Annotated in this window: 25 protein-coding genes; 12 read left to right on the forward strand and 13 right to left on the reverse strand. The window is 67.2% G+C overall.

All coding sequences use genetic code 11. From position 1 onward, the window contains the following. Positions 1–41: 41 nt before the first annotated feature. The 3 genes from L2U69_RS11390 to L2U69_RS11400 all read left to right on the forward strand — a co-directional run bounded on the left by L2U69_RS11390 (position 42) and on the right by L2U69_RS11400 (position 2,524). The gene (locus L2U69_RS11390; RefSeq protein WP_236106958.1) at positions 42–752 is read left to right on the forward strand and encodes a TetR/AcrR family transcriptional regulator; all 711 of its coding nucleotides are present in this window, start codon (positions 42–44) and stop codon (positions 750–752) included. Between the two features lie 63 nt (positions 753–815). Then, positions 816–1,811: a glutathione S-transferase family protein gene (locus tag L2U69_RS11395; protein WP_236106960.1), complete on the forward strand. Its 996-nt coding sequence runs from the start codon at positions 816–818 to the stop codon at positions 1,809–1,811. A gap of 17 nt (positions 1,812–1,828) precedes the next feature. Next, a complete protein-coding gene (locus L2U69_RS11400; protein WP_236106962.1) occupies positions 1,829–2,524 on the forward strand; it encodes a glutathione S-transferase family protein in 696 nt (231 codons plus the stop codon). Positions 2,525–2,558: 34 nt separating this feature from the next. Here L2U69_RS11400 and L2U69_RS11405 read toward each other — a convergent pair whose 3' ends face one another. The 6 genes from L2U69_RS11405 to L2U69_RS11430 form a co-directional block, all read right to left on the reverse strand. Further along, entirely contained in the window at positions 2,559–3,023 is a 465-nt protein-coding gene (locus L2U69_RS11405; protein WP_236106964.1) for an SRPBCC family protein, read from the reverse strand. Further along, the gene (locus L2U69_RS11410; protein WP_236106966.1) at positions 3,020–3,454 is read right to left on the reverse strand and encodes a VOC family protein; all 435 of its coding nucleotides are present in this window, start codon (positions 3,452–3,454) and stop codon (positions 3,020–3,022) included. The genes L2U69_RS11405 and L2U69_RS11410 overlap by 4 nt, the downstream gene beginning before the upstream one ends. A gap of 69 nt (positions 3,455–3,523) precedes the next feature. Beyond that, the gene (locus L2U69_RS11415) at positions 3,524–4,786 is read right to left on the reverse strand and encodes an RNA polymerase sigma factor (RefSeq protein WP_236106968.1); all 1,263 of its coding nucleotides are present in this window, start codon (positions 4,784–4,786) and stop codon (positions 3,524–3,526) included. Beyond that, on the reverse strand, positions 4,783–5,163 hold the full coding sequence (locus tag L2U69_RS11420) for a YciI family protein (RefSeq protein ID WP_236106970.1): 381 nt from the start codon (positions 5,161–5,163) through the stop codon (positions 4,783–4,785). The genes L2U69_RS11415 and L2U69_RS11420 overlap by 4 nt, the downstream gene beginning before the upstream one ends. Before the next feature lie 171 nt (positions 5,164–5,334). Then, complete coding sequence (locus tag L2U69_RS11425) at positions 5,335–6,144, reverse strand: crotonase/enoyl-CoA hydratase family protein (protein WP_236106972.1); 810 nt, start codon at positions 6,142–6,144, stop codon at positions 5,335–5,337. Positions 6,145–6,208: 64 nt separating this feature from the next. Further along, a complete protein-coding gene (locus L2U69_RS11430; protein WP_236106975.1) occupies positions 6,209–7,219 on the reverse strand; it encodes an NAD(P)H-dependent flavin oxidoreductase in 1,011 nt (336 codons plus the stop codon). Positions 7,220–7,338: 119 nt separating this feature from the next. Here L2U69_RS11430 and L2U69_RS11435 point away from each other — a divergent pair, with 119 nt between their 5' ends. The 5 genes from L2U69_RS11435 to fabG all read left to right on the forward strand — a co-directional run bounded on the left by L2U69_RS11435 (position 7,339) and on the right by fabG (position 12,825). Then, positions 7,339–7,986 carry a TetR/AcrR family transcriptional regulator gene (locus L2U69_RS11435; RefSeq protein ID WP_236106977.1) on the forward strand — a complete coding sequence of 216 codons (648 nt, stop codon included), beginning with the start codon at positions 7,339–7,341 and terminating at the stop codon, positions 7,984–7,986. Between the two features lie 152 nt (positions 7,987–8,138). Further along, positions 8,139–8,726 carry an LOG family protein gene (locus tag L2U69_RS11440; protein ID WP_236106979.1) on the forward strand — a complete coding sequence of 196 codons (588 nt, stop codon included), beginning with the start codon at positions 8,139–8,141 and terminating at the stop codon, positions 8,724–8,726. 109 nt (positions 8,727–8,835) lie between these two features. Next, positions 8,836–10,050 carry an NADP-dependent isocitrate dehydrogenase gene (locus L2U69_RS11445; protein WP_236106981.1) on the forward strand — a complete coding sequence of 405 codons (1,215 nt, stop codon included), beginning with the start codon at positions 8,836–8,838 and terminating at the stop codon, positions 10,048–10,050. Between the two features lie 158 nt (positions 10,051–10,208). Then, positions 10,209–11,957 (forward strand): B12-binding domain-containing radical SAM protein, encoded by a 1,749-nt coding sequence (locus L2U69_RS11450; protein ID WP_236106983.1) that lies wholly within the window; start codon positions 10,209–10,211, stop codon positions 11,955–11,957. Between the two features lie 76 nt (positions 11,958–12,033). Next, entirely contained in the window at positions 12,034–12,825 is a 792-nt protein-coding gene (gene fabG / locus L2U69_RS11455) for a 3-oxoacyl-ACP reductase FabG (RefSeq protein ID WP_236106985.1), read from the forward strand. On the opposite strand, the gene L2U69_RS11460 is transcribed toward fabG, so the two are convergent. The 3 genes from L2U69_RS11460 to L2U69_RS19270 form a co-directional block, all read right to left on the reverse strand. Then, positions 12,822–13,379: a TetR/AcrR family transcriptional regulator gene (locus L2U69_RS11460; RefSeq protein ID WP_236106986.1), complete on the reverse strand. Its 558-nt coding sequence runs from the start codon at positions 13,377–13,379 to the stop codon at positions 12,822–12,824. The two genes, fabG and L2U69_RS11460, sit on opposite strands and share 4 nt — an antisense overlap. Positions 13,380–13,593: 214 nt before the next feature. Further along, on the reverse strand, positions 13,594–14,061 hold the full coding sequence (locus L2U69_RS11465) for a nuclear transport factor 2 family protein (protein ID WP_236106987.1): 468 nt from the start codon (positions 14,059–14,061) through the stop codon (positions 13,594–13,596). Positions 14,062–14,141: 80 nt separating this feature from the next. Continuing rightward, positions 14,142–14,669 carry a PH domain-containing protein gene (locus L2U69_RS19270; protein WP_236106988.1) on the reverse strand — a complete coding sequence of 176 codons (528 nt, stop codon included), beginning with the start codon at positions 14,667–14,669 and terminating at the stop codon, positions 14,142–14,144. A gap of 210 nt (positions 14,670–14,879) precedes the next feature. Between L2U69_RS19270 and L2U69_RS11475 the strand changes: the two genes are divergently transcribed. The 3 genes from L2U69_RS11475 to L2U69_RS11485 are packed head-to-tail and all read left to right on the forward strand — an operon-like array spanning position 14,880 to position 17,949. Beyond that, positions 14,880–16,049: an efflux RND transporter periplasmic adaptor subunit gene (locus L2U69_RS11475; protein ID WP_236106989.1), complete on the forward strand. Its 1,170-nt coding sequence runs from the start codon at positions 14,880–14,882 to the stop codon at positions 16,047–16,049. A gap of 5 nt (positions 16,050–16,054) precedes the next feature. Then, positions 16,055–16,741 (forward strand): ABC transporter ATP-binding protein, encoded by a 687-nt coding sequence (locus tag L2U69_RS11480; RefSeq protein WP_329605397.1) that lies wholly within the window; start codon positions 16,055–16,057, stop codon positions 16,739–16,741. Further along, positions 16,738–17,949 carry an ABC transporter permease gene (locus L2U69_RS11485; protein WP_236106990.1) on the forward strand — a complete coding sequence of 404 codons (1,212 nt, stop codon included), beginning with the start codon at positions 16,738–16,740 and terminating at the stop codon, positions 17,947–17,949. The genes L2U69_RS11480 and L2U69_RS11485 overlap by 4 nt, the downstream gene beginning before the upstream one ends. A gap of 111 nt (positions 17,950–18,060) precedes the next feature. Here the strand turns inward: L2U69_RS11485 and mmsB are convergent, their stop codons facing one another. The 3 genes from mmsB to L2U69_RS11500 all read right to left on the reverse strand — a co-directional run bounded on the left by mmsB (position 18,061) and on the right by L2U69_RS11500 (position 21,253). Further along, positions 18,061–18,951 (reverse strand): 3-hydroxyisobutyrate dehydrogenase, encoded by an 891-nt coding sequence (mmsB, locus tag L2U69_RS11490; RefSeq protein WP_236106991.1) that lies wholly within the window; start codon positions 18,949–18,951, stop codon positions 18,061–18,063. Positions 18,952–19,075: 124 nt separating this feature from the next. Continuing rightward, positions 19,076–20,107, reverse strand: coding sequence for an enoyl-CoA hydratase/isomerase family protein (locus L2U69_RS11495; protein ID WP_236106994.1), 1,032 nt, complete (start codon positions 20,105–20,107; stop codon positions 19,076–19,078). Between the two features lie 3 nt (positions 20,108–20,110). After that, positions 20,111–21,253 carry an isobutyryl-CoA dehydrogenase gene (locus tag L2U69_RS11500; protein ID WP_236106995.1) on the reverse strand — a complete coding sequence of 381 codons (1,143 nt, stop codon included), beginning with the start codon at positions 21,251–21,253 and terminating at the stop codon, positions 20,111–20,113. Positions 21,254–21,402: 149 nt separating this feature from the next. On the opposite strand from L2U69_RS11500, the gene hemB reads away from it, so the two are divergent. Then, positions 21,403–22,428 carry a porphobilinogen synthase gene (gene hemB / locus L2U69_RS11505; protein WP_408065814.1) on the forward strand — a complete coding sequence of 342 codons (1,026 nt, stop codon included), beginning with the start codon at positions 21,403–21,405 and terminating at the stop codon, positions 22,426–22,428. 9 nt (positions 22,429–22,437) lie between these two features. On the opposite strand, the gene L2U69_RS11510 is transcribed toward hemB, so the two are convergent. After that, complete coding sequence (locus L2U69_RS11510; protein WP_236106998.1) at positions 22,438–23,610, reverse strand: type III PLP-dependent enzyme; 1,173 nt, start codon at positions 23,608–23,610, stop codon at positions 22,438–22,440. Between the last annotated feature and the right edge of the window lie 33 nt (positions 23,611–23,643).

Here is a 23,643-nt window from a genome sequence, read left to right on the forward strand (position 1 = left end):
GTCCATTATTCCTGATGGGGAGGAGGACGGGACGCAGAGCCATGGACGGCGCCACCGACAGCAGGGACAAGGTCGCGCGGCCACGGCGCGGCGCCCGGAAGCCGAAGACTCCCGCCGCCGAGCGGGACGCGGCGGGCGCGCGAAAATCCGCCTCGGGGCGCGAGGCGATCATGGCCTGCGCGCTGCAACTCTTCGGCGATCGCGGCTTCGAGGGTGTCAGCACCGCCGAGATCCTGGAAGCCGCCGGCCAGCGCAACCAGACGGCGCTCCAATACCACTTCGGCTCGCGCGAGGGGCTCTACAAGGCGCTGCTCGAAAGCTATCTGCGGCCCATAGACGAGAGGCGCCTCGCCATCCTTTCGGCGACGGCGCGGCCGAGCTTCGTCACCTGCCTGCGCGCCCTGATCGAGCCCCTGATCGACGAGGTCGGCGACGGGCCCGAGGGATTGGCCTATCTGCGCTTCCTGCGCCAGTTCACGTCGCGGCCCGGTTTCGACATTCTCGAAGTCTCGCGCACGCTGGACTATCCCGGCATGAAGCGCCTGATCGTCGAGGCGGAACGCCATCTGGGCGATGTCGCGCCGGCACGGCGCGGCTTCGCCATCGGCGTGATGCTGCAGATCACGGTGACCCTGCTTTCGGCGTGGCGGGGTGAAGGCGTGGAGGCCTTCGATCGCGAAGGCTTCATCGCCGCCGCCGTCGCCGCCTGCCGCGCCCTGCACCGAAGCCTGGCGGCGACGGCGCCGCCCTGATCACCAGAAGGCCGTGCAACCGGCAAAGACCGGGCGGCGAAGGAAACGCATAGGGGGAGAGACATGCTGAAACTCTATGGGGCGCTGGCGTCGCCCTATTCGATGAAGGTGCGGGCGGCGCTGCGCTGGCTGCGGGTGCCCCACGGCTGGGTCCAGATGGGGCTCGAACACGGCGAGGTGCTGACCAGGATCAAGCCCGCCGTGATCCCCATCGTGGAGTTCCCGGACGGCAGCCTGGCCAATGATTCGACACCGCTGCTGATCCGTTTCAGCGCCGAGGCGCCGGCCGGCCGCGCCCTTCTGCCGGAGGAGCCGGTCGCCCGCTTCCTCTGCCTGCTGATCGAGGATTTCGCCGACGAATGGATGACCAAGGTCATGTTCCACTACCGCTGGACGGCGGAGATCGACCAGCGGGTGATGAGCGAGGCCATCGTCTACGACCGGGTGCGGGGCCACGGCCGCGCCGCCGTCGAGGCCGGCGCCGCCCAGTTCCGCGAACGCCAGGTCGGGCGCATGCATCTGGTCGGCTGCGGCGCCGAACAGGCGCCGCAACTAGCGACCACCTACGGCAGGGTGATGGAGATCATGGAGGCCATGGTGCCCGATCGCGGCTTCCTCTTCGGCTCGCGCCCCTCGCTCGCGGATTTCGGCCTGTTCGGGCAATTGTCGCAGCTCGGCATCGACCCGACGCCGGCCGCGCGCATGCGCCACGAGGCGCCCCTGCTGTGGCGCTGGCTGATGATCGTCGACGATACCTCGGGCCTCGACGGTGACTGGATGGCGACCCCGGCCGACGAGGATCCGGCCGTCACCGCCCTCGCCCGGCTGGTGGCCGAAGTCTATCTGCCCTTCCTCGCCGCCAATGCGCGCGCGATCGCGGCGGGGGAAGAGGACCTGTCGGTTCACATTCTCGGCAGCGAGCATCGCCAGCCGGTGTTCAAATATCAGGTGAAATGCCTCGCCGCGCTGCGCGGGGCCTTCGCCGCCCTCGACACCGCATCCCGCAACCGCCTCGCCCGTGTGCTGGGCGAAGGCGCCATCGCCATTCTCGCCGACTGACGGCCTGGGAGGACAAGATGATCGATCTCTACACCGCCCCCACCCCCAATGGCTGGAAAGCCTCGGTCACGCTGGAGGAACTGAGCCTGCCCTATGAGGTGCATCCGATCAACATCATGACCGGGGAGCAGAAGACGCCGGACTATCTGGCGATCAATCCCAACGGCCGGATCCCCGCCATCGTCGATCGCGACGAAGGCGATTTCGCCGTCTTCGAATCCGGTGCCCTGATGATCTATCTGGCGGAAAAGACCGGGCGCCTGATGCCGACGGACGCCAAGGGCCGCTCGACCGTCATCCAGTGGCTGATGTTCCAGATGGCCGGCGTCGGCCCCATGATGGGCCAGGCCAATGTCTTCTATCGTTACATGCCCGAGAAGATCCAGGTCGCGATCGACCGCTATCAGCAGGAATCGAAGCGCCTGCTGACCGTGCTCGACACACGCCTCGCCGATCGTGAATTCCTGGCCGGCGACTATTCGATCGCCGACATCGCCAATTTCTGCTGGGCCCGCATCCACGCCTGGTCGGGCGTGCCGGTCGACGACCTGCCCCATCTGCAACGCTGGCTGGCGGCGATCGAGGAGCGTCCGGCGGTCGACCGCGGCGTCAAGGTCCCGGTCGATATCTCGGCCCTGTTCCGGGGCGGCCAGGAGGCGGAGGACTTCGCCACCGCCGCCCGCAGCATCGTCACCGGAAGCGACAAGACATAGCCGGCGCCGACGGGCCGTCACGGCCGCCAGCGCGTCAAAGTCCGGCGGCCAGCACCTCGAGCTGGCTGGCGCAAAGGCCCCAGCCTTCGTGAAAGCCCATGTCCTCGTGGGCCTTGCGGTCTTCCGCCGTCCAATGCGCGGCACGCGCGACGTAACGCGTGGACGCGCCCTCGTCGTCGAGGGTGATGGTCACGGCCATGAAGGCCTTGGCCGAAGGCTCCCAGGCGCTGGTGAAGGCATCGGTGAAGACCAGCTTCTGATCACGGACCACTTCGAGATAGGTGAAATGGAGCGGCATCTCCTCGCCCCCTTCCAGCTTCATGACGATGAAGGCGGCCCCGCCCGGAGCGACGTCCAGTTCCGCCCGCGTTATGGTGTGCGGATGCGGCGCGAACCACCGGCTGAGCAGCGCCGGCTCGGTCAGGCAGCGGAAGATCGCGGCGCGCGGCGCGCGCAGCAGCCGGTCGAGGACGAGGCTGCGTTCGCCGGTCGCGGTCATCGCCTGTCTCCCCCGCCCTCGATCGGCTGGTTCATGGACCAGCTGACGCCGAAGGGATCGCGCAGCCGGCCGTAGCGCGCGCCCCAGAACATGGTCTGCACCGGCATCAGCACCGTCGCGCCGGCGGCGACGGCGCGGTCCCACCAGGGATCGATGTCGTCGACCTGGATCGTCAGTTCGAAGGCCTGCGGCATCTCGAGGGGCGCGCCGTGCTCGGGATAGGCGTCGGCCAGCATCAGGGAACTGCCGTTGAGATAGAGGTGGACATGCATGGTCCGCCCCTTCTCGTCGGGGGGAATGCTGGCGACGATCTCGGCGCCGAAGGCGCGTACGTAGAAATCCGCCGCCTTCAGGGCACCGTCGATCATCAGATAGGGAACGAAGCCGCCCTTCACTTCGGGCTGCGGCATGGTCGTTGCTGTCTCGGACATGGCGTTTCCTTTCGCTTGCCGCTCCTAGGACGGATGAGGGGCGCGCGATCCGACACGGCGCGGAAAAAATCAGCCGGTCTCCCCCGCCGCCTCGGCTTCCGCCTTCAGACGGTCGAGATGGGCGCGGATATGACTCGCCTCCGCCGCCGTGTTGGCCAGCGCCATCGCCTTGCCGAAGGCGGCGCGCGCCTGGAGCCGGCGGCCGAGCTGCCAGAGCAGGCCGCCGCGCACGCCGTGGAAATGAAAATAGCCGGCCAGGCTGTCGCCCAGCCCTTCCACCATCGCGAGGGCGGCTTCGGGCCCGCGCGACTTGGAGACGGCGACGGCCCGGTTCAGGGTCACCACGGGCGAGGGTTGCAGGCGTTCGAGAACGCCGTAGAGCAGGTCGATCTGGCCCCAGTCGGTATCCGCCGGCGTCGCCGCCTTGTCGTGCAGGGCGGCAATGGCGGCCTGGATCTGATAGGGTCCGGGGGCGCGGTGGCGCAGCGCCTTTTCGGTCAGGGCCAGGCCTTCCGCGATCAGCTTGCGGTTCCAGCGCCCCCGGTCCTGATCCTCGAGCAGGATGATCTCGCCCGCGTCGTCGAAACGCGCGGCGTGGCGCGCGTGCTGAAGCAGCATGAGGGCGGTCAGGCCCATCACTTCCGGCTCGGCCGGGAACAGGCGCTGCAGCAGCCGGCCGAGGCGGATGGCATCGTCGCAGAGGCGCGCGCGATAGGCGCCGTCGGCGGCGGAATAGCCTTCGTTGAAGACCAGATAGATCATCGCCGCGACGGCGGCGAGACGCTCCGCGCGGGCCGTATCGTCCGGCGTCTCGAAGGGAATGCCCATCACCGCGATCTGGCGCTTGGCCCTGGTGATGCGCTGTTCCATGGCCGTTTCCGAGACCAGGAAGGCACGGGCGATCTGAGCGACCGTCAGGCCCGCGACGACGCGGAGCGCCAGCACCACCTGTTGCACCGCCATGAGTTCCGGCCGGCAGCAGGTGAACATGAGACGCAGCACGTCGTCCTGAAACCGGGACTCGTCGAGGCGTTCGGCCAGCGGCGTTTCCACGTCGTCGAGATCGGAGATCGCCGCCTCGTCCGGCAGGGCGACGTCGCGCGACTTGCGGCGCAGCACGTCCAGGGCGGCGTTCCGCCCGACCATGATCAGCCAGGCGGCGGGATCGCGCGGCGGCCCCTTCTCGGGCCAGAGACGAAGGGCGCGCAGGCAGGCTTCCTGAAACGCTTCCTCGGCGAGGTCGAGATCGCGGAAATAACGCAGAAGCGCGCCGACCGCCCGGGGTCGCGCCCCGACGATGGCATTCTCGATCCAGGCGGGATCGGTGGTCACGGCGCGGGATCCGCCCTGGCGTCGGCATTGTAGAGGGCAACCGGCCGCAGCTCATAGGCGCCGCCGGGATTGGCGCCCGCCAATTGGCGGGCGATCGCCAGCGCCTCCTCCAGATCCGCGACGTCGACGACGTAGAAGCCGAGCAATTGTTCCTTGGTCTCGGCGAAGGGGCCGTCGATCACCAGGGGCGCATCCTTGGTCTTGCGCAGCGTCGTCGCCGTCGTCGTCGGCAAAAGGCGGAGCGACGGCCCCATCTTGCCGGACGCGATCAAGGGCGCCTGCACCTCCGCCAGCCGCGCCATGACCGCCGCCTCCTGTTCCTCGGACCAGGACCAGACGACGTCTTCCTCGTGATAGCAGAGAATGGTGTAGAGCATCGCTTTCCCCCTTGATCCGAGGACGGTTCGGCCGGCCGGAAACCGACACCGGCCCTGAGATTTTTTCGCCCCCCTAATCGTCATCCCGGCGCAGGCCGGGATCTTTCGACGGACGGCCGCCTTCTGGTCACGAGGCCCCGGCCTTCGCCGGGGCGACGAGCCAAGGGAGGCTCACTGCCCCGTGAACACGGGCTTTCGCTTCTCCAGCATGGCGGCGACGGCTTCCTTGTGATCGGCCGTGGCGTGAGCCGACGCCTGCATGGCGGCCGAGGTGTCGAGCACGGTGCCGAGGTCGCTGCGCCAGGCGAGCCGCAACAGGCGCTTGGTCATGCGCACCACATGGGGCGGATTGGCGGCGATGCGGCGCGCCAGGCTGTGGGCCGCGATCATCAGTTCGTCGTCCGGCACGACCCGGGAAACGAGGCCGATCGCCAGGGCCTCGGCGGCATCGACGGCGTCGCCGGTCAGGGCCATTTCGGCGGCCCGGGCGAACCCCACGATCCGGGGCAGCAGCCAGGCGCCGCCATCGCCGGGGATCAGGCCGACCTTCACGAAACTCTCGGCGAAACGCGCGCTCTCGCCGGCGATACGCAGGTCGCACATGCAGGTCAGGTCGCAGCCGGCGCCGATGGCGGGGCCGTTGACGGCGGCGATCACCGGCACCTCGAGGGCCTCGAAGGCGAGCGGGAGTTGCTGGATGCCGTGGCGGTAGTTGCGCCGCGTCTGGGCCGGCAGGGGATCGTTCAGGCCGCCCGCCTCCCCCATGGCCTTCAGATTGCCGCCGGAGGAAAAGGCACTGCCCGCGCCGGTCAGGATGGCGACCCGGACGGTCATGTCCCGTTCGATCCGGTCGAGCACGCCGAGCAGGGCCTCGATCACGTCCGGATCGGAAATCGGGTTCCGGACCGCCGGCCGGTTCAGGGTGATGGTGGCGATGCCTTCGGCATCGAGATCGAACAGAACGGCGGCTTCCTCGGACACGTCTTCCCCCTCGCGCTCTCGTCGGCGAGGGGGAAGGATGGCACGCGGCGCCGCGAGGTCAATATCAGGCCGCGCGGGCGCGCTTCACGGCGGCGAGACCGTTCAGGCGATCAAGGGCGGCGTCATATTCGCGGCGCAGGCGCGCGACCAACTCGCCCGCCGGCAGCACGGCGTCGACGGCGCCGATGCCCTGGCCGCAACCCCAGATGTCGCGCCACGCCTTGGCGCCGGTATTGCCGCCCGAGCCGAAGTTCATCTTGCTGGGATCGGATTCCGGCAGATTTTCCGGATCCAGACCCGCATTGACGATGGAGGGACGCAGGTAGTTGCCGTGCACGCCGGTGAAGAGATTGGTGTAGACGATGTCCTCGCCCCCGCAATCGACCACCGCCTGCTTGTAGGCTACGGCGGCATTGGCCTCCCTGGTCGCGATGAAGGCGGAGCCGATATAGCCGAAATCGGCGCCCATGGCCTGGGCCGCCAGCACGGCATCGCCCCGCGCGATGCAGCCCGACAGGGCCAGCGGACCGTCGAACCAGGCGCGGATCTCCTGGATCAGGGCGAAGGGCGAGAGCTGGCTGGCATGGCCGCCGGCACCGGCGGCGACCGCGATCAGGCCGTCCGCGCCCTTCTCGATCGCCTTCCTGGCGAAGGTCTGGTTGATGATGTCGTGCATGACGACGCCGCCATAGGAATGGATGGCGGCGTTCACGTCCTCCCGCGCGCCCAGCGAGGTGATGATCAGCGGCACCTTGTATTTCACGCACATCTCGACGTCGTGCTGCAGCCGGTCGTTGGAGCGGTGCACGATCTGGTTGACGGCGAAGGGCGCCGAGGGCGTGTCCGGATGATCGCGGTCGAAGGCCGCCAGTTCCTCGGTGATGCGGTGCAGCCATTCGTCGAGCTGGGCCGCCGGCCGCGCGTTCAGCGCCGGAAACGAGCCGACGATACCGGCCTTGCACTGGGCGATCACCAGATCCGGGTTGGAGACGATGAACAGCGGGGCGGCGATCGCGGGCAGGCTGAGACGGCGGCGCAGGCCATTGGCAATGCCGTCGGTACGGTCGATGATCATGCTTCCTCTCCGTGGATCCGTAGGTCCGATTTGGTTTTGCGTGACTATGGAAACACTGTTACCATGAGAAACATCGTTTCCACAAGTCCCACGGACATCATCGAATCGGGAATGCGAGCTTGACCACGGCGAGTTTCGACGCGCGCCAGCAAAGGGCCGACATGCGGGAGGATCTGCGCGCCGCGCTTCTGGCGGCCGCCGCCCGGATCCTGTCGGAGGACGGCCTCGGCGCGCTGACGCTGCGCCGTCTGGCGGAGCGGGTGAACGTCTCGACCAAGGCGGTCTATACCCTGTTCGGCGGCAAGGAAGGGTTGCTCGAGGCGCTCTATCTCGATGCCTTCGACGGGCTCGAGGTGTTCGCGCCCGAAAGCGCCGCGATCGGCGCCCCGCCGGAACGCCTGCTGGCCATGGCGCGCGGCTATCGCGCCTATGCGCTGGCCCGGCCCGATCGCTATGCCGTCATGTTCGGGGATGCCGCCACCGGCTTCTCGCCCTCGGCCGAGAGCCGGCGCCACGCCTGGAACACCACGCGACCCATGCGCCACACCCTGATGGAATGCAAGCCCGGCATGACGGCCGAGGAGGCCGATTTCGTCATGCGCGCGATCTGGGCCACCATGCACGGCATCGTCAGCCTCGAGCTGCGCCAGTTGATCGGGGGCCGCGAGATGGCGGACCGCCTGTTCGACGAGACGCTGATCGCGGTCCTGAACCATTTCGCCGTGCCCCTGCCCCCGGGGCTGCGCAAGACCGCCGCGACGACCTGAAATCCGCGCCGCCCGAGGCGCCACTTGCCTTTGGCTTTGGTGCGGGGCCCGTGTATGGTCAGGCGGAATACCGTCGCGCGTCCGGCGCCGGCGGCACGAACCCGTCACGCCGGCGTCGCCCGATCGACGACGCCGGCCAATCTGAGAGAATCATGCCCGTCATCAACAGTCTCTGCGTCTTCTGCGGTGCCTCCACCCCGCCCGACAGCCGTTTCCTCGATGCCGCCGAACTGCTCGGCAGGAAGCTCGCGGCGGACGGCATCGAACTGGTCTACGGCGGCGGCGCCCTCGGCCTCATGGGCACGGTCGCCCGCGCCGCCCGCGACAACGGCGGCAAGGTCACCGGCATCATTCCCCATTTCCTGACCAAGATCGAAGCCAAGCTGGAAGGCATTTCCGAGACCATCGAGGTCGAGACCATGCATCAGCGAAAGCGTCTGATGTTCGAACGCTCGGACGCCTTCGCGGTGCTGCCCGGCGGCATGGGCACCCTGGACGAGACGGTGGAGATGATCACCTGGGCCCAGCTCCAGCTTCACAAGAAGCCGATCCTGCTGGTCGACGTGCTCGGCTACTGGCAACCCTTCGCCAGCCTGATCGAACATGTGATCACCAATGGTTTCGCCCGCCCCAACACCCGCGATTTCGTGACCGTGGTCCCCGGCGTCGACGACATCCTGCCGACCCTGTCGCAGATGCGGATCAGCGCCGAGCCGGTCTCCATGCCGGTCGCCGAGTGAGTATCGCGGAAGAGTTGAAGACTTCGACGATTAGGGGGCTGAACAGCCCCCTTCCCTTGTGTATTGTGCGGCGCATAACAACAGCGCCTCAATGGAAGGAATGGGTTGCATGGTAGCCAAGATCAAGGTCGCCAATCCGGTCGTGGAACTCGACGGCGACGAGATGACCCGGATCATCTGGACCTTCATCAAGAACAAGCTGATCCTGCCCTACCTCGACCTCCCCATTCAGTATTTCGATCTGGGGATCGAGTATCGCGACCAGACCGACGATCAGGTGACCGTCGATGCCGCCAACGCCATCAAGGCGGTCGGCGTCGGCATCAAATGCGCGACCATCACCCCCGACGAGGCCCGTGTCGAGGAATTCAAGCTGAAGAAGATGTGGCGCTCGCCGAACGGCACCATCCGCAACATCCTCGGCGGCGTGATCTTCCGCGAGCCGATCATCTGCCAGAACGTGCCGCGCCTGGTGCCGGGCTGGACCAAGCCGATCGTCGTCGGCCGTCACGCCTTCGGCGACCAGTATCGCGCCACCGACTTCAAGGTGCCGGGCAAGGGCAAGATGACGATCAAGTTCGTCGGCGACGACGGCACCGTGATCGAGCACGACGTCTACGACTTCCCGGGCGCCGGCGTCGCCATGGCGATGTACAACCTCGACGACTCGATCCGCGATTTCGCCCGCGCCTCGATGAACTACGGCCTCATCCGCAAGTGGCCGGTCTATCTCTCGACCAAGAACACGATTCTCAAGGCCTATGACGGCCGCTTCAAGGACCTGTTCCAGGAAGTCTACGAGAACGAGTTCAAGGCCAAGTTCGACGAAGCCGGCATCATCTACGAGCACCGCCTGATCGACGACATGGTCGCCTCGGCCCTGAAGTGGGAAGGCGGCTATGTCTGGGCCTGCAAGAACTACGACGGCGACGTGCAGTCCGACACCGTGGCCCAGGGCTTCGGCTCGCTCGGCCTCATGACCTCGGTCCTGATGACGCCGGACGGCCAGGTGGTCGAGGCGGAAGCGGCGCACGGCACCGTCACCCGCCACTACCGCGAGCACCAGAAGGGCAAGGCGACCTCGACCAACCCGATCGCCTCCATCTTCGCCTGGACCGGCGGCCTGAAGCACCGCGCCAAGCTGGACGGCAACGACGATCTGGCCCATTTCGCCCAGAGCCTCGAGGAAGTCTGCGTCGAGACCGTCGAGGGCGGCCAGATGACCAAGGATCTCGCCATCCTGATCAGCAAGGATCAGCCCTGGCTGACCACCGAGGCCTTCCTCGAAGCCCTCGACACCAACCTGCAGAAGAAGCTGGCGTAAGCCGCTTCCCCTGTCCGATGAGACGCCCGCTCCCGCAAGGGGGCGGGCGTTTGCTTTGGGCATGAGGGGGTAGACCCTCGACGCGATCCATGCCCCAATGCGTCCGTTGAAGCGGGAGTTTGCGCGCGACCGTCAGGCGCGACCCGGGGGAATGCCGCGTGACAGCACTGCACATCTATCTGGTCAAACCGACACGCTACGACGACGACGGCTATCCCGTGCAATGGTGGCGGTCCATCGTGCCGTCGAATTCCATGGCCTGTGTCGCCGGCATCGTGCAGGACGCGGTCGACCGACGGATTCTCGGGCCCGATGTCGAGATCCGCTACTTCTGGCTGGACGAGACCAACACCAAGGTCGACCCCCAGGCGATCATCGCGAAGACCCGGAAAGCGGGCGCCCGGCTGCTGGTCTTCATGGTCGGCGTGCAGAGCAACATGTTCCCCCGCGCCGTCGACCTGTCGCGCGTCTTCCGCGCGGCGGGGGTTCCGGTCTGCGTCGGCGGCTTCCACGTCTCGGGCATCCTGTCGATGCTGGACGAAATGCCGGACGACATCGTCGAGGCCAAGGCGCTCGGCATATCCCTCTTCGCCGGCGAGGCGGAGGACGGACGGATCGACCAGGTGATCCGCGACGGCTACGCCGGCACGCTTGCGCCCGTCTATGATTTCGTGAACGACCAGCCCAATCTGGCCGGCGCCCCCCTGCCGCTCGCCGACAAGCGCGAGCTGCGGCGCATGATCTACGGCTATTCGACCGTGGACCTCGGCCGCGGCTGCCCGTTCGAATGCTCGTTCTGCACCATCATCAACGTTCAGGGCCGGAAGAGCCGTTTCCGCACGCCCGACGATCTCGAAGCCATCGTCCGGCGCAATGTCGCCGCCGGCATCACCGGCTTCTTCCTGACCGACGACAATTTCGCCCGCAACCGAAGCTGGGAAGCCCATCTCGACCGCCTGATCGCGCTGCGCGCCGAAGGCATCAAGGTCCATCTGGTCATCCAGATCGACACGCTGGCCCACAAGATCCCCAATTTCATCGAGAAATGCGTGGCCGCCGGCACCGATCAGGTCTTCGTCGGTCTCGAGAACATCAATGCCGACAGCCTGGAGGCGAGCAAGAAGCGCCAGAACCGGGTCGAGGATTACCGGGAGATGTTCCTGGCCTGGAAACGCCATCCGGTGCTCATCACCTGCGGCTATATCATCGGCTTTCCGAACGACACCAAGGAGTCGATCCTGCGCGACATCGCGGTGATCAAGGCGCAATTGCCGATCGATTTCCTCTACATGAATTACCTGACGCCCCTGCCGGGCTGCGAGGATCACAAGAAGCTGCTGCAGGCCGGGGCCTGGATGGACCCGGACATGAGCAAATACGATCTCAACCACCGGGTCACCCACCACCCGCGCATGAGCGACGCCGAATGGGAAGAAGCCTTCCTGGCGGCGCATCGCAGCTTCTATGACTTCGAGCACCTGGGCCGGATCATGAAACGCATGGTGGCGCTGCGCATCCACAAGCCGAACATGCTGGTGCACCGCCTGCTGGGCTATCGCGAGTCCGTGTTGTCGGAAGGCGTGGCCATGCTGGAATCCGGCATCATCCGCATCCGCCGTCGGCGCCAGCGCCGCCACGGCCTGCCGCTGGAAGGCCGGCTGACCTTCTATGGCCGCAATTGGGCCCGCTCACTGCGCGGCACGGCGCAGACCTGGCGCACCTGGGCGCGCTTGAAGCTGATGATGCGCGCGGCCCGGCGCGACGCGGATCGCCTCGCCTATACGGATGCCGCGATCGCCCTGGGCGATGGCGCCGCCAACGACCAGTTCCTGGCCGCGACCCGCACCACCGCCTATGCCGAACGCCGTGCCGCCCGCGCGGCGGGCGCCGATCGCGGGCCGGCCTGATCCTCCACCCTTAGGCGGATGGAGCCGCGCGCGCCGGCCCCCTAACCTCCTTCCCGCAGATCGGGAGAGAGGGACCATGCTGACACCAATGACCGGCCGGAGCGTGATCGTCACCGGGGCGAGCAAGGGCATCGGGCGCGGCATCGCGCTCCGCTTCGGCGAGGTCGGCGCCAAGGTCCTCGTCGTCTCGCGCCGCCTCGAGGACGCGGCCAAGGTCGCGGACGAGATCACGGCCGCCGGCGGCATCGCCCTGCCCTTCGCCGCCGACGTCGGGCGGGAGGCGGACGCCAGGGCGATGGCCGACGCCGCCGTCGCGGCCCATGGCGGCATCGACGTTCTTTGCGCCAATGCCGGCATCTATCCGACCACGCCGCTGGCCGAGATGACCATGGACGACTACGGCCGGGTCATGGACACCAATGTGAAGGGCACCTTCCTTTCGGTAATCGCCTGCCTGCCGGCCCTGAAGGCAAAGCGTAAGGGTCGCATCGTCCTCACCTCCTCCATCACCGGGCCGATAACCGGAGTTCCCTACATGACCCATTACGCGGCATCCAAATCGGCGCAATTGGGCTTCATGCGCGCCGCCGCCCTCGAACTGGCGCCCTGGCGCATCACCGTGAACGCGGTCCTGCCCGGTAACATCATGACCGAAGGGCTGGCCGGCCTCGGCGCGGATCACGTCGCGACCATGGAAGCCTCGGTGCCGCTGCGCCGGCTCGGCACCGTCTTCGACATCGCCAATGCCGTCCTCTACTTCGCCTCCGACGAAGCCGCCTATGTCACCGCCCAATCCCTCGTCGTCGACGGCGGCCAGATCCTGCCCGAGGGCGGCATGATGGCGCCGGAGGTGGAAGAAGCCGGCTAAATCCGCCCGAAGCGTCGCCGCCAGCCGTCTAGGAGCATGGTGAAGACGTCCGGGCGGTCGAGGGCGCGGGCGAGCACGATGGCGCCCTGGATGGCGCCGACGGCTTCGGCGGCGGCTCCGGCCGCGGCTTCAGCGGGCCAGCCGAGGCGGCGCAGGGCCATGTCGAGGGCTTCGACCCAGGCGGCGAAATAGGTGGAGAGGGCGGCGGCGAAACGGTCGCGCGTGTCGCCCAGCGCGAAGGCGCCGACCAGACAGACGCGGCGGCCGCTGCGGAAATAGGCTTCGCTGGCATCGAACATATGGGCGATGGCGGCGGCGGCATCGGTGCCGTCGCGCAAGGGTGCATAGATCTCGCGTTCGAACCAGGCGTCGATCTCGGCCAGGACGGCGGTCGCCATCTCTTCCTTCCCACCGGGGAAGAAGTGATAGAGGCTGCCCTTGCCAAGGCCCGTCGCCGCCGTGATGCGGGCGAGGCTGGCGCCCTCGAAGCCGAATTCGCGAAACACTTCCGCCAGCAGCGGGATGACGTCCGCCCGTTCCGCGACCCGCCTCATGCCGATCCCCCCATGGTCGGCGGGAAGGGGCGGCGCGCGTCATCGATGCCCCCCTCACCCCGACCCTCTCCCCCCTCTCGGGGGGCGAGGGAGAACATAAAGCCCCGCACCCCGCTTGCGGAAAGAGGGGTTGGGGTGAGGGGCGACACACCGCCGCCACCGTCCCGCGCCGGGATGACAGATGAAAAAGAGGGAGCGTCGGCAGGGACCATGCTCAAAGACCGAGATCGGACAGTCCCGGATGATCGTCCGGCCGCCGGCCGAGGGGCCAGTGGAATTTGCGCTCGGCTTCCGTGATCGGCAGATCGTTGATCGAGGCATGGCGCCGGCGCATCAGGCCGTTCTCGTCGAATTCCCAATTCTCGTTGCCGTAGGATCGGAACCAATGGCCGGAATCGTCGCGCCATTCATAGGCGAAGCGAACAGCGATGCGGTTGCCGCCATGGGTCCAGACTTCCTTGATCAGGCGATAGTCCAGCTCGCGCGCCCATTTGCGCGTCAGGAAACCGACGATCGCGTCGCGCCCGGTGACGAATTCCGCGCGGTTGCGCCAGACGCTGTCGGGCGTATAGGCCAGCGATACCCGTTCGGGATCACGGCTGTTCCAGGCATCTTCCGCCATGCGCGCCTTCTGAGCGGCGGTTTCGGCGGTGAAGGGCGGCAGGGGTGGTTTCGCGGTCATGACGGCCTCTCGTTTCTGTACCAATAAGTACAATGTGTACCTATCAGTACAGAAACGCAAGCATCAGGGCCCATCCCTCGTCAGCGGGCTGCCGAGCGTTGGCTGTCGATGATCGTGTAGACGTTGCGAGCATCCTCGATATCGAGAAACTGTGGGGATGGGTCCAACGCGGGCATCCATATGCCGTTGTTCAGCCGTCTGGAGTCCGTCGCGGAAAATCGCAGTGTGCCGCGCCTGTCCGGTCGCTCCTTGAGTTCCAGGGCCGGCAGCCGGTCGAGGTTGAGCGAGACGATACTGCCGAACGGACCATGGCGGAAAATGACGATCCGCTGGTTCGTCACGGCATAATGGGTTCGGCCCCGCACGAACGCGTCGACCATAAATCTGCCGACCAGTATGAAAAGGCCGACAGCGAGCATGAGGGCCATTATGGCCTTGGGCATAAAGGCACCGTCGCGACCCAATACGTCAATGGCGCCCGCGACCACGGTGCCACACCAGACCAGACTGAAGGGGATCAGGAAGAAGTCGCGGGCGCCCAAGACCAGCCCGCGCCGCGGCCGGCCTTGCCACAGCAGCCGCTCGCCCGGAAGGAAATCAAATTGCACGGCAACACCCGGAAGTGGCATTCGAGGGCCCGACCATAACCGAATGGGCCATGCTCCGCCACGCGACATTTGCACGGTGAAAGAGTGCCGGTTCCTTCCCGGGTCGGCCTGCGGCGCATTGTATCAATTTGTAAATCAGCTTGTTCGATCGGCCATTCCGCCCCATCTCTGTTGGGCCTGCCGAAGGTAAAGAAGCGGAGCCTGTAGCCCATGACCGATACGACGCCCCCCAGGCCCTTCTTTCGCAGGCGCTGGGTCTGGATCGCCGGCGGCCTGATCGTCCTCGCCATCATCGCCCTTCTCACCCTTGGCGGCGGCAGCAAGACCGCTTACAGGACCCAGGCGCTGACCGCCGGCACCCTGACAGTGACGGTGAGCGCGACCGGGAGCGTGCAGCCGGTCGACCAGGTCGACGTCGGCGCCGAGATCACCGGTCTCGTCGCCGAACTGGGGGCCGACTACAACGACCATGTGACCGAGGGCCAGGTTCTGGCCCGGCTGGATACGACCTCGCTGGCGGCGCGTGTGGCCCAGTCGGAAGCCAATCTGCTGTCGGCCCAGGCGGCGGTTTCGGAAGCCCAGGCGGCGCTTCGCCTCGCCGAGGTGACGGCCAAGCGCACCCAGGAGCTGGCGGACAACCGCTATGCCTCCGCCTCCGCCCGGGACCGCGATCTCGCCGAACTGGCGCGCGCCAGGGCCGCCCTGCAATCGGCCGAGGCCGGGGTGAAGGTGGCGGAAGCCGTGCTCTCCTCCGACCGTTCCAATCTCGACAAGGCGACCATCCGCTCCCCCGTCGACGGCGTCGTCATCGCCCGCTCGATCGAATTGGGCCAGACCATCGTCGCCAGCCTGCAGACCCCCGTGCTCTTCACCGTCGCCCGCGACCTGAAGGCGATGGAACTGAACCTCGACGTCGACGAGGCGGACATCGGCCATGTCGCCGTCGGCCAGAAGGCGACGTTCACGGTCGATGCCTATCCCACGCGCGTCTTCGATGCCGAGGTCACCTCGGTCCGCCTCGCGCCGAAGAACGAACAGGGCGTCGTCACCTACGAGGTGCTGGCGCGGGTGGACAATCCCGATCTCGCGCTCCGCCCCGGCATGACCGCCACCGCCGACGTCGTCGCCGCCGTCCGCGACAATGTTCTGCTGGTGCCGAACGGCGCGCTCCGTTTCTCGCCGCCGGGCCGCGATACGGACGATCTGCCCGCGCTGGCCCCGGACGAACGGCGCCTGTGGCTGGACGACGGCGGCACGCCGACGCCGCTGACGGTGAAGATCGGCCTCTCCGACGGCCGCATGACCGAGGTCGACGCCCCCGGGCTCGCGGCCGGCGCCACCGTCATCACCGACATCGAGCGCCCCGTGAACGGCTTCTGATCGCCATGGCCCTGATCGAACTGCAAGGCATCCGCAAGGTCTATGGCCAGGGCGAGGCCGAGGTGGTCGCGCTGGCCGGCATCGACCTTGCGATCGAGGCCGGCGATTTCGTCGCCGTCATGGGGCCCAGCGGCTCCGGCAAGTCGACGACCATGAACATCATCGGCTGCCTGGACACGCCGACCGCCGGCACCTATCGCTTCCGCGATACCGAGGTGACGACGCTGGACCGGAACGGCCGCGCGCTCCTGCGGCGCAACCACCTGGGTTTCGTGTTCCAGGGCTTCAACCTGCTGAAGCGGACCTCGGCGCTGGAGAATGTCGAACTGCCCCTCGTCTATCGCGGCATGAAGGTGTCGGACCGGCGGGCCCAGGCGATGGATGCGCTCGCTCGCGTCGGCCTGGCGGGGCGCGAGAATCACACCCAGGCGGAACTGTCGGGCGGCCAGCAGCAACGCGTCGCCATCGCGCGCGCCATCGTCACCCAGCCCGCCCTCCTCCTCGCGGACGAGCCGACCGGCAATCTGGACAGCGAGCGCAGCCGGGAGATCATGGAACTGCTGGTCGACCTGAACCAGGCCCACGGCATCACCGTCGTCATGGTCACCCACGAACCGGACATGGCCGACTTCGCCCGCCGCCAGGTCCTGTTCAAGGATGGCCGCATCGTCCACGACGAGGTGCGGTCATGATGCCCTTCACCACCATCCTGGTGATGGCCTTCAACGAGCTGCGCCGCAACCTGATGCGCTCGATCCTGACCACGCTGGGCATCGTCATCGGCATCGCCGCCGTGATCGCCCTGGTCACGCTGGGCCAGGGCGCCACCGCCTCGATCACCGACCAGATCTCCAGCCTGGGGCGCAACCTGATCGTGGTGGCGCCGGGCAATGCCGGCAAGGGCGGCCCGCCCCAGGCCGCCGCCCCCTTCAAGCTGGCGGACGTCCGCGCCATCGAGCGCGAGGTGACGGGCCTGCGCGCCGTCGCCGCCGTCTCGACCGCCGCCGTTCCCGTCGTGCTCGGCAACAACAGCTGGGCGTCGACGGCGATCGGCGCCGACGCCAATTATTTCGCCGTCCGGGAATGGCCGCTCGCCTCCGGCCGCGCCTTCGACGAGGGCGAGATCCGATCGGGCCGCACGGTCTGCGTCATCGGCCAGCGCGTGGTGACGGAAATCTTCGGCGCCCAGGACCCGATCGGCGCGCCGCTTCGCGTCGGCGGCTTTCCCTGCAACGTCATCGGCACCCTGGCGGAAAAGGGCCGCTCGATCATCGGCAACGATCAGGACGATGTCGTCGTCATGCCGCTGAAGACCTTCCAGCGCCGCATCTCGGGCAATCAGGACGTCAGCCTGATCATGGTCTCCGCCTCGACCGCCGAAACGACGGCGACCGCCAAGGAAGACATCACCGCGATCCTGCGCGAGCGCCGCCACATCACCGCCAACAAGACCGACGATTTCCAGGTCAACGACGTTTCCGAGATCGCCAATATCGTCGGCGGCGTCACCGTGATCCTGACCGCCTTCCTCGGCGCCATCGCCGCCATCTCCCTGGTGGTCGGCGGCATCGGCATCATGAACATCATGCTGGTGGCGGTGACGGAGCGGACGCGCGAAATCGGCATCCGGCTGGCGATCGGCGCCCTGGAACGCGAGGTGCTGGCCCAATTCCTGATCGAGGCCGTGCTGCTCGCCCTGTTCGGCGGGATGATCGGCGTGGTGCTGGGGCTGACATTGTCGGCCGTCGGCACGACGGCGCTGGGCCTGCCCCTGCTGATCAGCCCCGGCGTGATCGTGCTCGCGACCCTGTTCTCGGGCCTGGTCGGCGTCGGCTTCGGCTATTTCCCCGCCCGCCGCGCCGCCCGCATGGACCCGATCGACGCGCTGAGACACGAGTAGGAAACCAAAGGCGTCACCCCGGCGAAGGCCGGGGTCTTTCAGTGACGACCGAGATCTACTCGTCGAAAGATCCCGGCCTTCGCCGGGACGACGCCGATTGCATGAGCGGCCTTACATCTTCCCGCGCAGCATCTCGATGATGCCGGAGAAGTCGACGCCGCTCTTGCCCGCCGCGTCGAACAGGGTGTAGAGGCTGGTCGCCTGATTGCCCATGGGAATGGCGGCGCCGGCCTTGGCCGCGGCCTCCTGGGCCAGCTTCAGGTCCTTCAGCATCATGGCGACGGCGAAGCCCGGCTGATAGTCGCGGTTGGCGGGGCTGGTCGGCACCGGGCCCGGCACCGGGCAATAGGTGGTCATGGACCAGCACTGGCCCGACGACTTCGACGAGATGTCGAACAGCTTCTGATGATCGAGACCCAGCTTCTCGGCGAGCGCGAAGGCTTCGCAGGTGCCGATCATGGAAATGCCCAGCAGCATGTTGTTGCAGATCTTGGCCGCCTGGCCGTTGCCCGGCCCGCCGGCATGGACGATGGTCTTGCCCATGGCTTCGAGGATCGGCAGGGCACGGGCGAAGGCCTGATCGGAACCGCCGACCATGAAGGTCAGCGTGCCCGCCTCGGCCCCGCCGACCCCGCCGGAGACCGGAGCATCGACCATGTCGACGCCGGCCTTGTCGGCGACGGCGATCACCTCGCGCGCGGTGGCGACATCGATCGTCGAACAGTCGATCAGCAGGCTGCCCTTGGCGACGCTGTCGATCACGCCGCCCTCGCCGGCATGGACCGATTTCACATGGGCGCCGGCCGGCAGCATGGAGACCACCACCTCGGCCCCCGAAGCGGCCGCCGACGGGCTGTCCGCCGCCGTGGCGCCGGCCGCCACCAGCCCCTCGACCGCCGCCTTGTTCAGGTCGAAGGCGGCAACGGCATGGCCGGCCTTGAGCAGGTTGCGGGCCATGGGACCGCCCATGTTGCCGAGACCGATGAAGGCGATTTTTGCCATTGGGCGTTTCCTTATGTGTTCGTTTTCGTCATCCCGGCGAAGGCCGGGATCTTTCAACGGTTGAGCCCTTCTCGTCGCAAGGCCCCGGCCTTCGCCGGGGCGACGAGTTTGGGTGTAAGAAACTTCAGGGCGTCCAATCGCCCTGGGGCAGCGGGGCGAAGGCCTTTTCGATCTCGGCATCGTCCACATCCGCCAGACTCGGCGGGTTCCATTTGGGCGACTGGTCCTTGTCGACGATGACGGCGCGCACGCCCTCGTAGAAGTCGCTGCCCTTCAGCACGAATTGGCCGAGGCGGAATTCCATCGCCATATTGGCTTCGAACTCGAGGCCGGCGCCGTGCTGCAACTGGCGCAGCGTCAGCTTGAGGCTGGTGGGCGACTTGGTGCGGATCGTCGCCGCCTGGGATTTGGCGAAATCGCCGCCGTCGGCATCGAGGGCGGCGAGAACCGCCTCCACCGTCTCGCCCGTGAACAGGCGGTCGATGTCGGCCCGATGGTCGTCGATCGGCGCCGGGCCCGGGTCGGCGTGGAAATCGGCCAGCACCGCCTCCACCGCCTCGCCCGCCGCCAGACGGTCCACCAGGGCCGGCAGATTGCCGGACGCCGTGTAATGGGTGGCGATCCCGGCGTGCAGCGTGTCGGCCGCCTTCAGCCTTGCACCGGTGAGGCCCAGGTAATAGCCCATGCGTCCGGCCAGGCGCGGCAGGAAGTAACCGCCGCCGACATCGGGAAACAGGCCGATGCCCGTCTCCGGCATGGCGAAGAGCGTGCGTTCGGTCGCGACGCGGTAGGGCGCATGAACCGAAATGCCGACGCCGCCGCCCATGGTGATGCCGTCGATCAGGGCGACATAGGGTTTGGAATAGCGCTTGATCTCGGTGTTCAGCCGATATTCGTCGCCCCAGAAGCGCGCCGCGCCGCCGTCACCCGCCTTTCCGCTCTCGGTCAGGAAGCGGATGTCACCGCCGGCGCAGAAGGATTTTTCGCCGGCGCCCTGGACCACGACGGCCTTCACCGCGTCGTCGGCCGCCCATTCCCCCAGCATCTCGCGCATGGCATCGACCATGGGCACGTTCAGCGCATTCAGGGCCTTCGGCCGATTGAGGGTGATCAGGCCGATGGCGCCCCGGATCTCGAACAGAATTTCGGCTTCCATGGCTCAACGCCCCTCGATCAGTTTCCGCGCGATGATGACGCGCATGATTTCATTGGTGCCCTCCAGGATCTGATGGACCCGGAGATCGCGCAGGAACCGCTCGATCGGGAAATCGCGCAGATAGCCGTAACCGCCATGGATCTGGAGCGCCTGATTGACGATCTCGAAACAGGCATCGGTGGCGAAACGCTTGCCCATGGCGCAGGCCATGGTCGCCTCTGGGCTCTTGGCGTCGAGGAGGCTGGCGCCGCGATGGACCATCAGGCGCGCCGCCTCGAGATCCGTCGCCATGTCGGCCAGCTTGAACTGGATCGCCTGAAGCGCGGAAAGCGGCTTGCCGAACTGCTGGCGGTCGCGGGCGTATTCGGTCGCGAGCTCGAGGGAGCGGCGCGCCCCGCCGAGCGAACAGGCGGCGATGTTGAGGCGCCCGCCGTCCAGCCCCTTCATGGCGATCTTGAAACCGTCGCCCTCGTTCCCGACCAGGTTGCTCACCGGTACACGGCAATCCTCGAAGATCACCTGGGCGGTCGGCTGGGAATTCCAGCCGAGCTTGCGTTCCTGGGCGCCGAAGGAAAGGCCCGGGGTACCCTTCTCGACCACCATGCAGGAAATGCCGCCGGCGCCATTGTCGCCGGTGCGCACCATGCAGACATAGACGTCCGAGACGCCGCCGCCCGAGATGAAGGCCTTGGCGCCGTTCAGGACATAATGATCGCCGTCGCGCACCGCCCGCGTTTTCAGGGCGGCGGCGTCGGACCCCGCCCCCGGCTCGGTCAGGCAATAGGAAGCGAGCAGCTCCATGCTGGTCAGGCCGGGCAGATATTTCTGCCGCAGATCCTCCGAGCCGAAGCTGTCGATCATCCAGGAGGCCATGTTGTGGATCGAGATGAAGGCGGCGGTGGAGGGGCAGGCCGCCGCCAGTTCCTCGAAGATCAGGGCGGCGTCGATCCGCTGCAGACCGGAACCGCCGAGGTCGTCACGGACGTAGATGCCACCGAAGCCAAGCGCCGCCGCCTCGCGCAGCACGTCGATGGGCAGATGCTTGTTCTCGTCCCAATCCGCCGCGTCCGGAGCCATGCGGTCTTCGGCGAAGGCGCGCGCCGTGTCGCGGAACGCCCGTTGATCCTCTGTCAGCTCGAAATTCATGGTTCCTCCCGGTTGGGCGTGACTTTATGGCGCCGCGCAAGCCTGTCAATTCCACCACGGCGCAGAACCGTTGTGCGGCGACGCGACCCTTGCACGGGCGGGCACAAGGGATTACTGCACAAAGACCCGGAAAAACGCGAAACGGCACCATGGCCAGCATGCCCCCCTCCGCCTCATCTCCCCTCGGCAGCTTCCCGACCACGCGCCTGCGCCGCAACCGCGCCACGGACTGGTCGCGCCGGCTGGTGGCCGAGAACCGGCTTTCGGTCGACGATCTGATCTGGCCCCTCTTCGTCACCGAGGGCGAAGGGGCGGGCAAGGAAGTGGCGACCATGCCGGGCGTGTTTCGCCACGACGTCGCCGGCATCGTCGAGGCGGCGGAGGAAGCGGCGTCGCTGGGCATTCCGGCACTGGCCCTGTTTCCCCAGACCGATCCCGGCCTGAAGGACCCGACCGGGACCTATGCCCTCGACGGCGAAAACCTGGTCTGCCGCACGGTGCGCGCGATCAAGGCCGCCGGGGTCGACATCGGCATCATCTGCGATGTGGCGCTGGATCCCTATACCAGCCACGGCCATGACGGCGTGCTCGAGGATGGCCGGATCCTGAACGACGAGTCCGTGGCGCTTCTCGTGCAGCAGGCGCTGGTACTGGCCGAGGCCGGGGCGGATGTGGTCGCCCCTTCCGACATGATGGACGGGCGCATCGGCGCCATCCGCCGGGCCCTCGACGACGGCGGCCATCAGGCGGTTCAGATCTGCGCCTATGCCGCCAAATATGCCAGCGGCTTCTACGGCCCGTTCCGCGATGCCGTCGGCTCCGCCGCCAATCTCGGCCAGGGCGACAAGCGCACCTATCAGATGGACCCCGCCAATGCCGACGAGGCGATCCGCGAAGTCGCCCTCGACCTCGCGGAAGGCGCCGACATGGTGATGGTGAAGCCGGGCATGCCCTATCTCGACATCGTGCGCCGGGTGAAGGACAGCTTCGGCGTGCCGACCTTCGCCTATCAAGTCTCGGGCGAATACGCGATGCTGAAGGGCGCCGGCCTGAACGGCTGGCTGGACGGCCGCAAGGTGATGCTCGAGTCCCTGCTCGGCTTCAAGCGCGCCGGCGCCGACGCCATCCTGACCTATTTCGCTCTGGAAACCGCGAAACTCCTGAAGGCGGGGTGATCCCCGCCTTCAATCCCTGGTCCGGACGAAGCGCGCCGGCCCGGTGTCGGGTTCGTCGCCGATCTCGACCACGGCGTCGGTCTGGAAGCCGTTGAAGCTGCTGGCGACGGCGTTGGAATAGGCGCCGACCTGGCCGATCTCGATCCAGTCGCCATCGGTCGCATCGTCCGGCAGGACGAAGGGTTCGGGCAGGACGTCGATACTGTCGCAGGTCGGCCCGAAGATGCGGAAGGGTGCGAATTCGCGCGACATCGGTTTGCCGCCCTTGCGGATCAGGCGCACCGGCGGGGTCAGCTTGCCGACGTTCAGTTCCGAGAGATTGCCGTAGACGCCGTCGTTGATGTAGAGGCTGGCGCCCTTGCGCAGGTGGATCTGCACCAGGAGGGTGCAGCCCTCCACCACCAGGGCACGGCCCGGCTCGCACATCAATTCGCAGTCGGGCGGCAGGTCGAGCTTGGCCGCCGCCTCGCGGATCACCTTGAAGAACGTGTCGAGGGGGGCGATCTGGGTGCCCCGGTAATGGGCCGGAAAGCCGCCGCCGACATTGAGAAATCGGATCGGCACGCCCGCCTCGCGGATCACCGCGCCCGCCTCGGCGATGGCGCGGGCATAGGCTTCCGGGGTGCGGCACTGGCTGCCGACATGGAAGGAGACGGCGGGGACGAAGCCGCGCCGCTGTACGTCGCGCAGCAGTTCGACCGCCTCCACCGGGGTGCAGCCGAACTTGAGGGAAAGGTCGAAGGCGGCATAGCCCGACGCGGTCTGCAGGCGGACCTGGACGACGTCAGGGTGCTTGCCCACCGTCTCCTCGATCTTGTCGAGCTCGTCGACCGTGTCGACCACCCAGGCTTCGATGCCATAGATGTGGTCCGCCGCCTCGATCGCCGCCGTGCCCTTGACCGGATGGTTGAAATAGCATTCCGCGTCGGGCAGCAGCTCGTGAACCAAAGCCACCTCGTTCAGCGAGGCGGTGTCGAAATGGCGGATGCCGGCCTGCCACAGATTGCGCAGTACCACGGGATGGGGATTGCATTTGACGGCATAGAGCACGCGGCCGGGAAACCCCTTCAGAAAGGTCTCGGCGCTGCGCGCCAGCCGGTCCGGATGGACGCAGAGCACGGGATATGAAGGGTCCAGCACCTCCACCACCCGATCGACACTGGCAAACCGCCTGCTCTTCATCGCGCCACCCCTCGAAACCTCGCGGGACCATTA

It is taken from the genome of Zavarzinia marina, from assembly GCF_021568905.1.
Lineage (GTDB): Bacteria > Pseudomonadota > Alphaproteobacteria > Zavarziniales > Zavarziniaceae > Zavarzinia > Zavarzinia marina.

Coding starts and splice junctions, on each gene's coding strand:
- L2U69_RS11390 (WP_236106958.1), top strand. CDS start 42: ATGGACGGCGCCACCGACAGCAGGGACAAGGTCGCGCGGCCACGGCGC.
- L2U69_RS11395 (WP_236106960.1), top strand. CDS start 816: ATGCTGAAACTCTATGGGGCGCTGGCGTCGCCCTATTCGATGAAGGTG.
- L2U69_RS11400 (WP_236106962.1), top strand. CDS start 1,829: ATGATCGATCTCTACACCGCCCCCACCCCCAATGGCTGGAAAGCCTCG.
- L2U69_RS11405 (WP_236106964.1), bottom strand. CDS start 3,023: ATGACCGCGACCGGCGAACGCAGCCTCGTCCTCGACCGGCTGCTGCGC.
- L2U69_RS11410 (WP_236106966.1), bottom strand. CDS start 3,454: ATGTCCGAGACAGCAACGACCATGCCGCAGCCCGAAGTGAAGGGCGGC.
- L2U69_RS11420 (WP_236106970.1), bottom strand. CDS start 5,163: ATGCTCTACACCATTCTCTGCTATCACGAGGAAGACGTCGTCTGGTCC.
- L2U69_RS11430 (WP_236106975.1), bottom strand. CDS start 7,219: ATGATCATCGACCGTACCGACGGCATTGCCAATGGCCTGCGCCGCCGT.
- L2U69_RS11440 (WP_236106979.1), top strand. CDS start 8,139: ATGCCCGTCATCAACAGTCTCTGCGTCTTCTGCGGTGCCTCCACCCCG.
- L2U69_RS11445 (WP_236106981.1), top strand. CDS start 8,836: ATGGTAGCCAAGATCAAGGTCGCCAATCCGGTCGTGGAACTCGACGGC.
- fabG (WP_236106985.1), top strand. CDS start 12,034: ATGCTGACACCAATGACCGGCCGGAGCGTGATCGTCACCGGGGCGAGC.
- L2U69_RS11460 (WP_236106986.1), bottom strand. CDS start 13,379: ATGAGGCGGGTCGCGGAACGGGCGGACGTCATCCCGCTGCTGGCGGAA.
- L2U69_RS11465 (WP_236106987.1), bottom strand. CDS start 14,061: ATGACCGCGAAACCACCCCTGCCGCCCTTCACCGCCGAAACCGCCGCT.
- L2U69_RS11475 (WP_236106989.1), top strand. CDS start 14,880: ATGACCGATACGACGCCCCCCAGGCCCTTCTTTCGCAGGCGCTGGGTC.
- L2U69_RS11480 (WP_329605397.1), top strand. CDS start 16,055: ATGGCCCTGATCGAACTGCAAGGCATCCGCAAGGTCTATGGCCAGGGC.
- L2U69_RS11485 (WP_236106990.1), top strand. CDS start 16,738: ATGATGCCCTTCACCACCATCCTGGTGATGGCCTTCAACGAGCTGCGC.
- mmsB (WP_236106991.1), bottom strand. CDS start 18,951: ATGGCAAAAATCGCCTTCATCGGTCTCGGCAACATGGGCGGTCCCATG.
- L2U69_RS11495 (WP_236106994.1), bottom strand. CDS start 20,107: ATGGAAGCCGAAATTCTGTTCGAGATCCGGGGCGCCATCGGCCTGATC.
- L2U69_RS11500 (WP_236106995.1), bottom strand. CDS start 21,253: ATGAATTTCGAGCTGACAGAGGATCAACGGGCGTTCCGCGACACGGCG.
- hemB (WP_408065814.1), top strand. CDS start 21,403: ATGGCCAGCATGCCCCCCTCCGCCTCATCTCCCCTCGGCAGCTTCCCG.
- L2U69_RS11510 (WP_236106998.1), bottom strand. CDS start 23,610: ATGAAGAGCAGGCGGTTTGCCAGTGTCGATCGGGTGGTGGAGGTGCTG.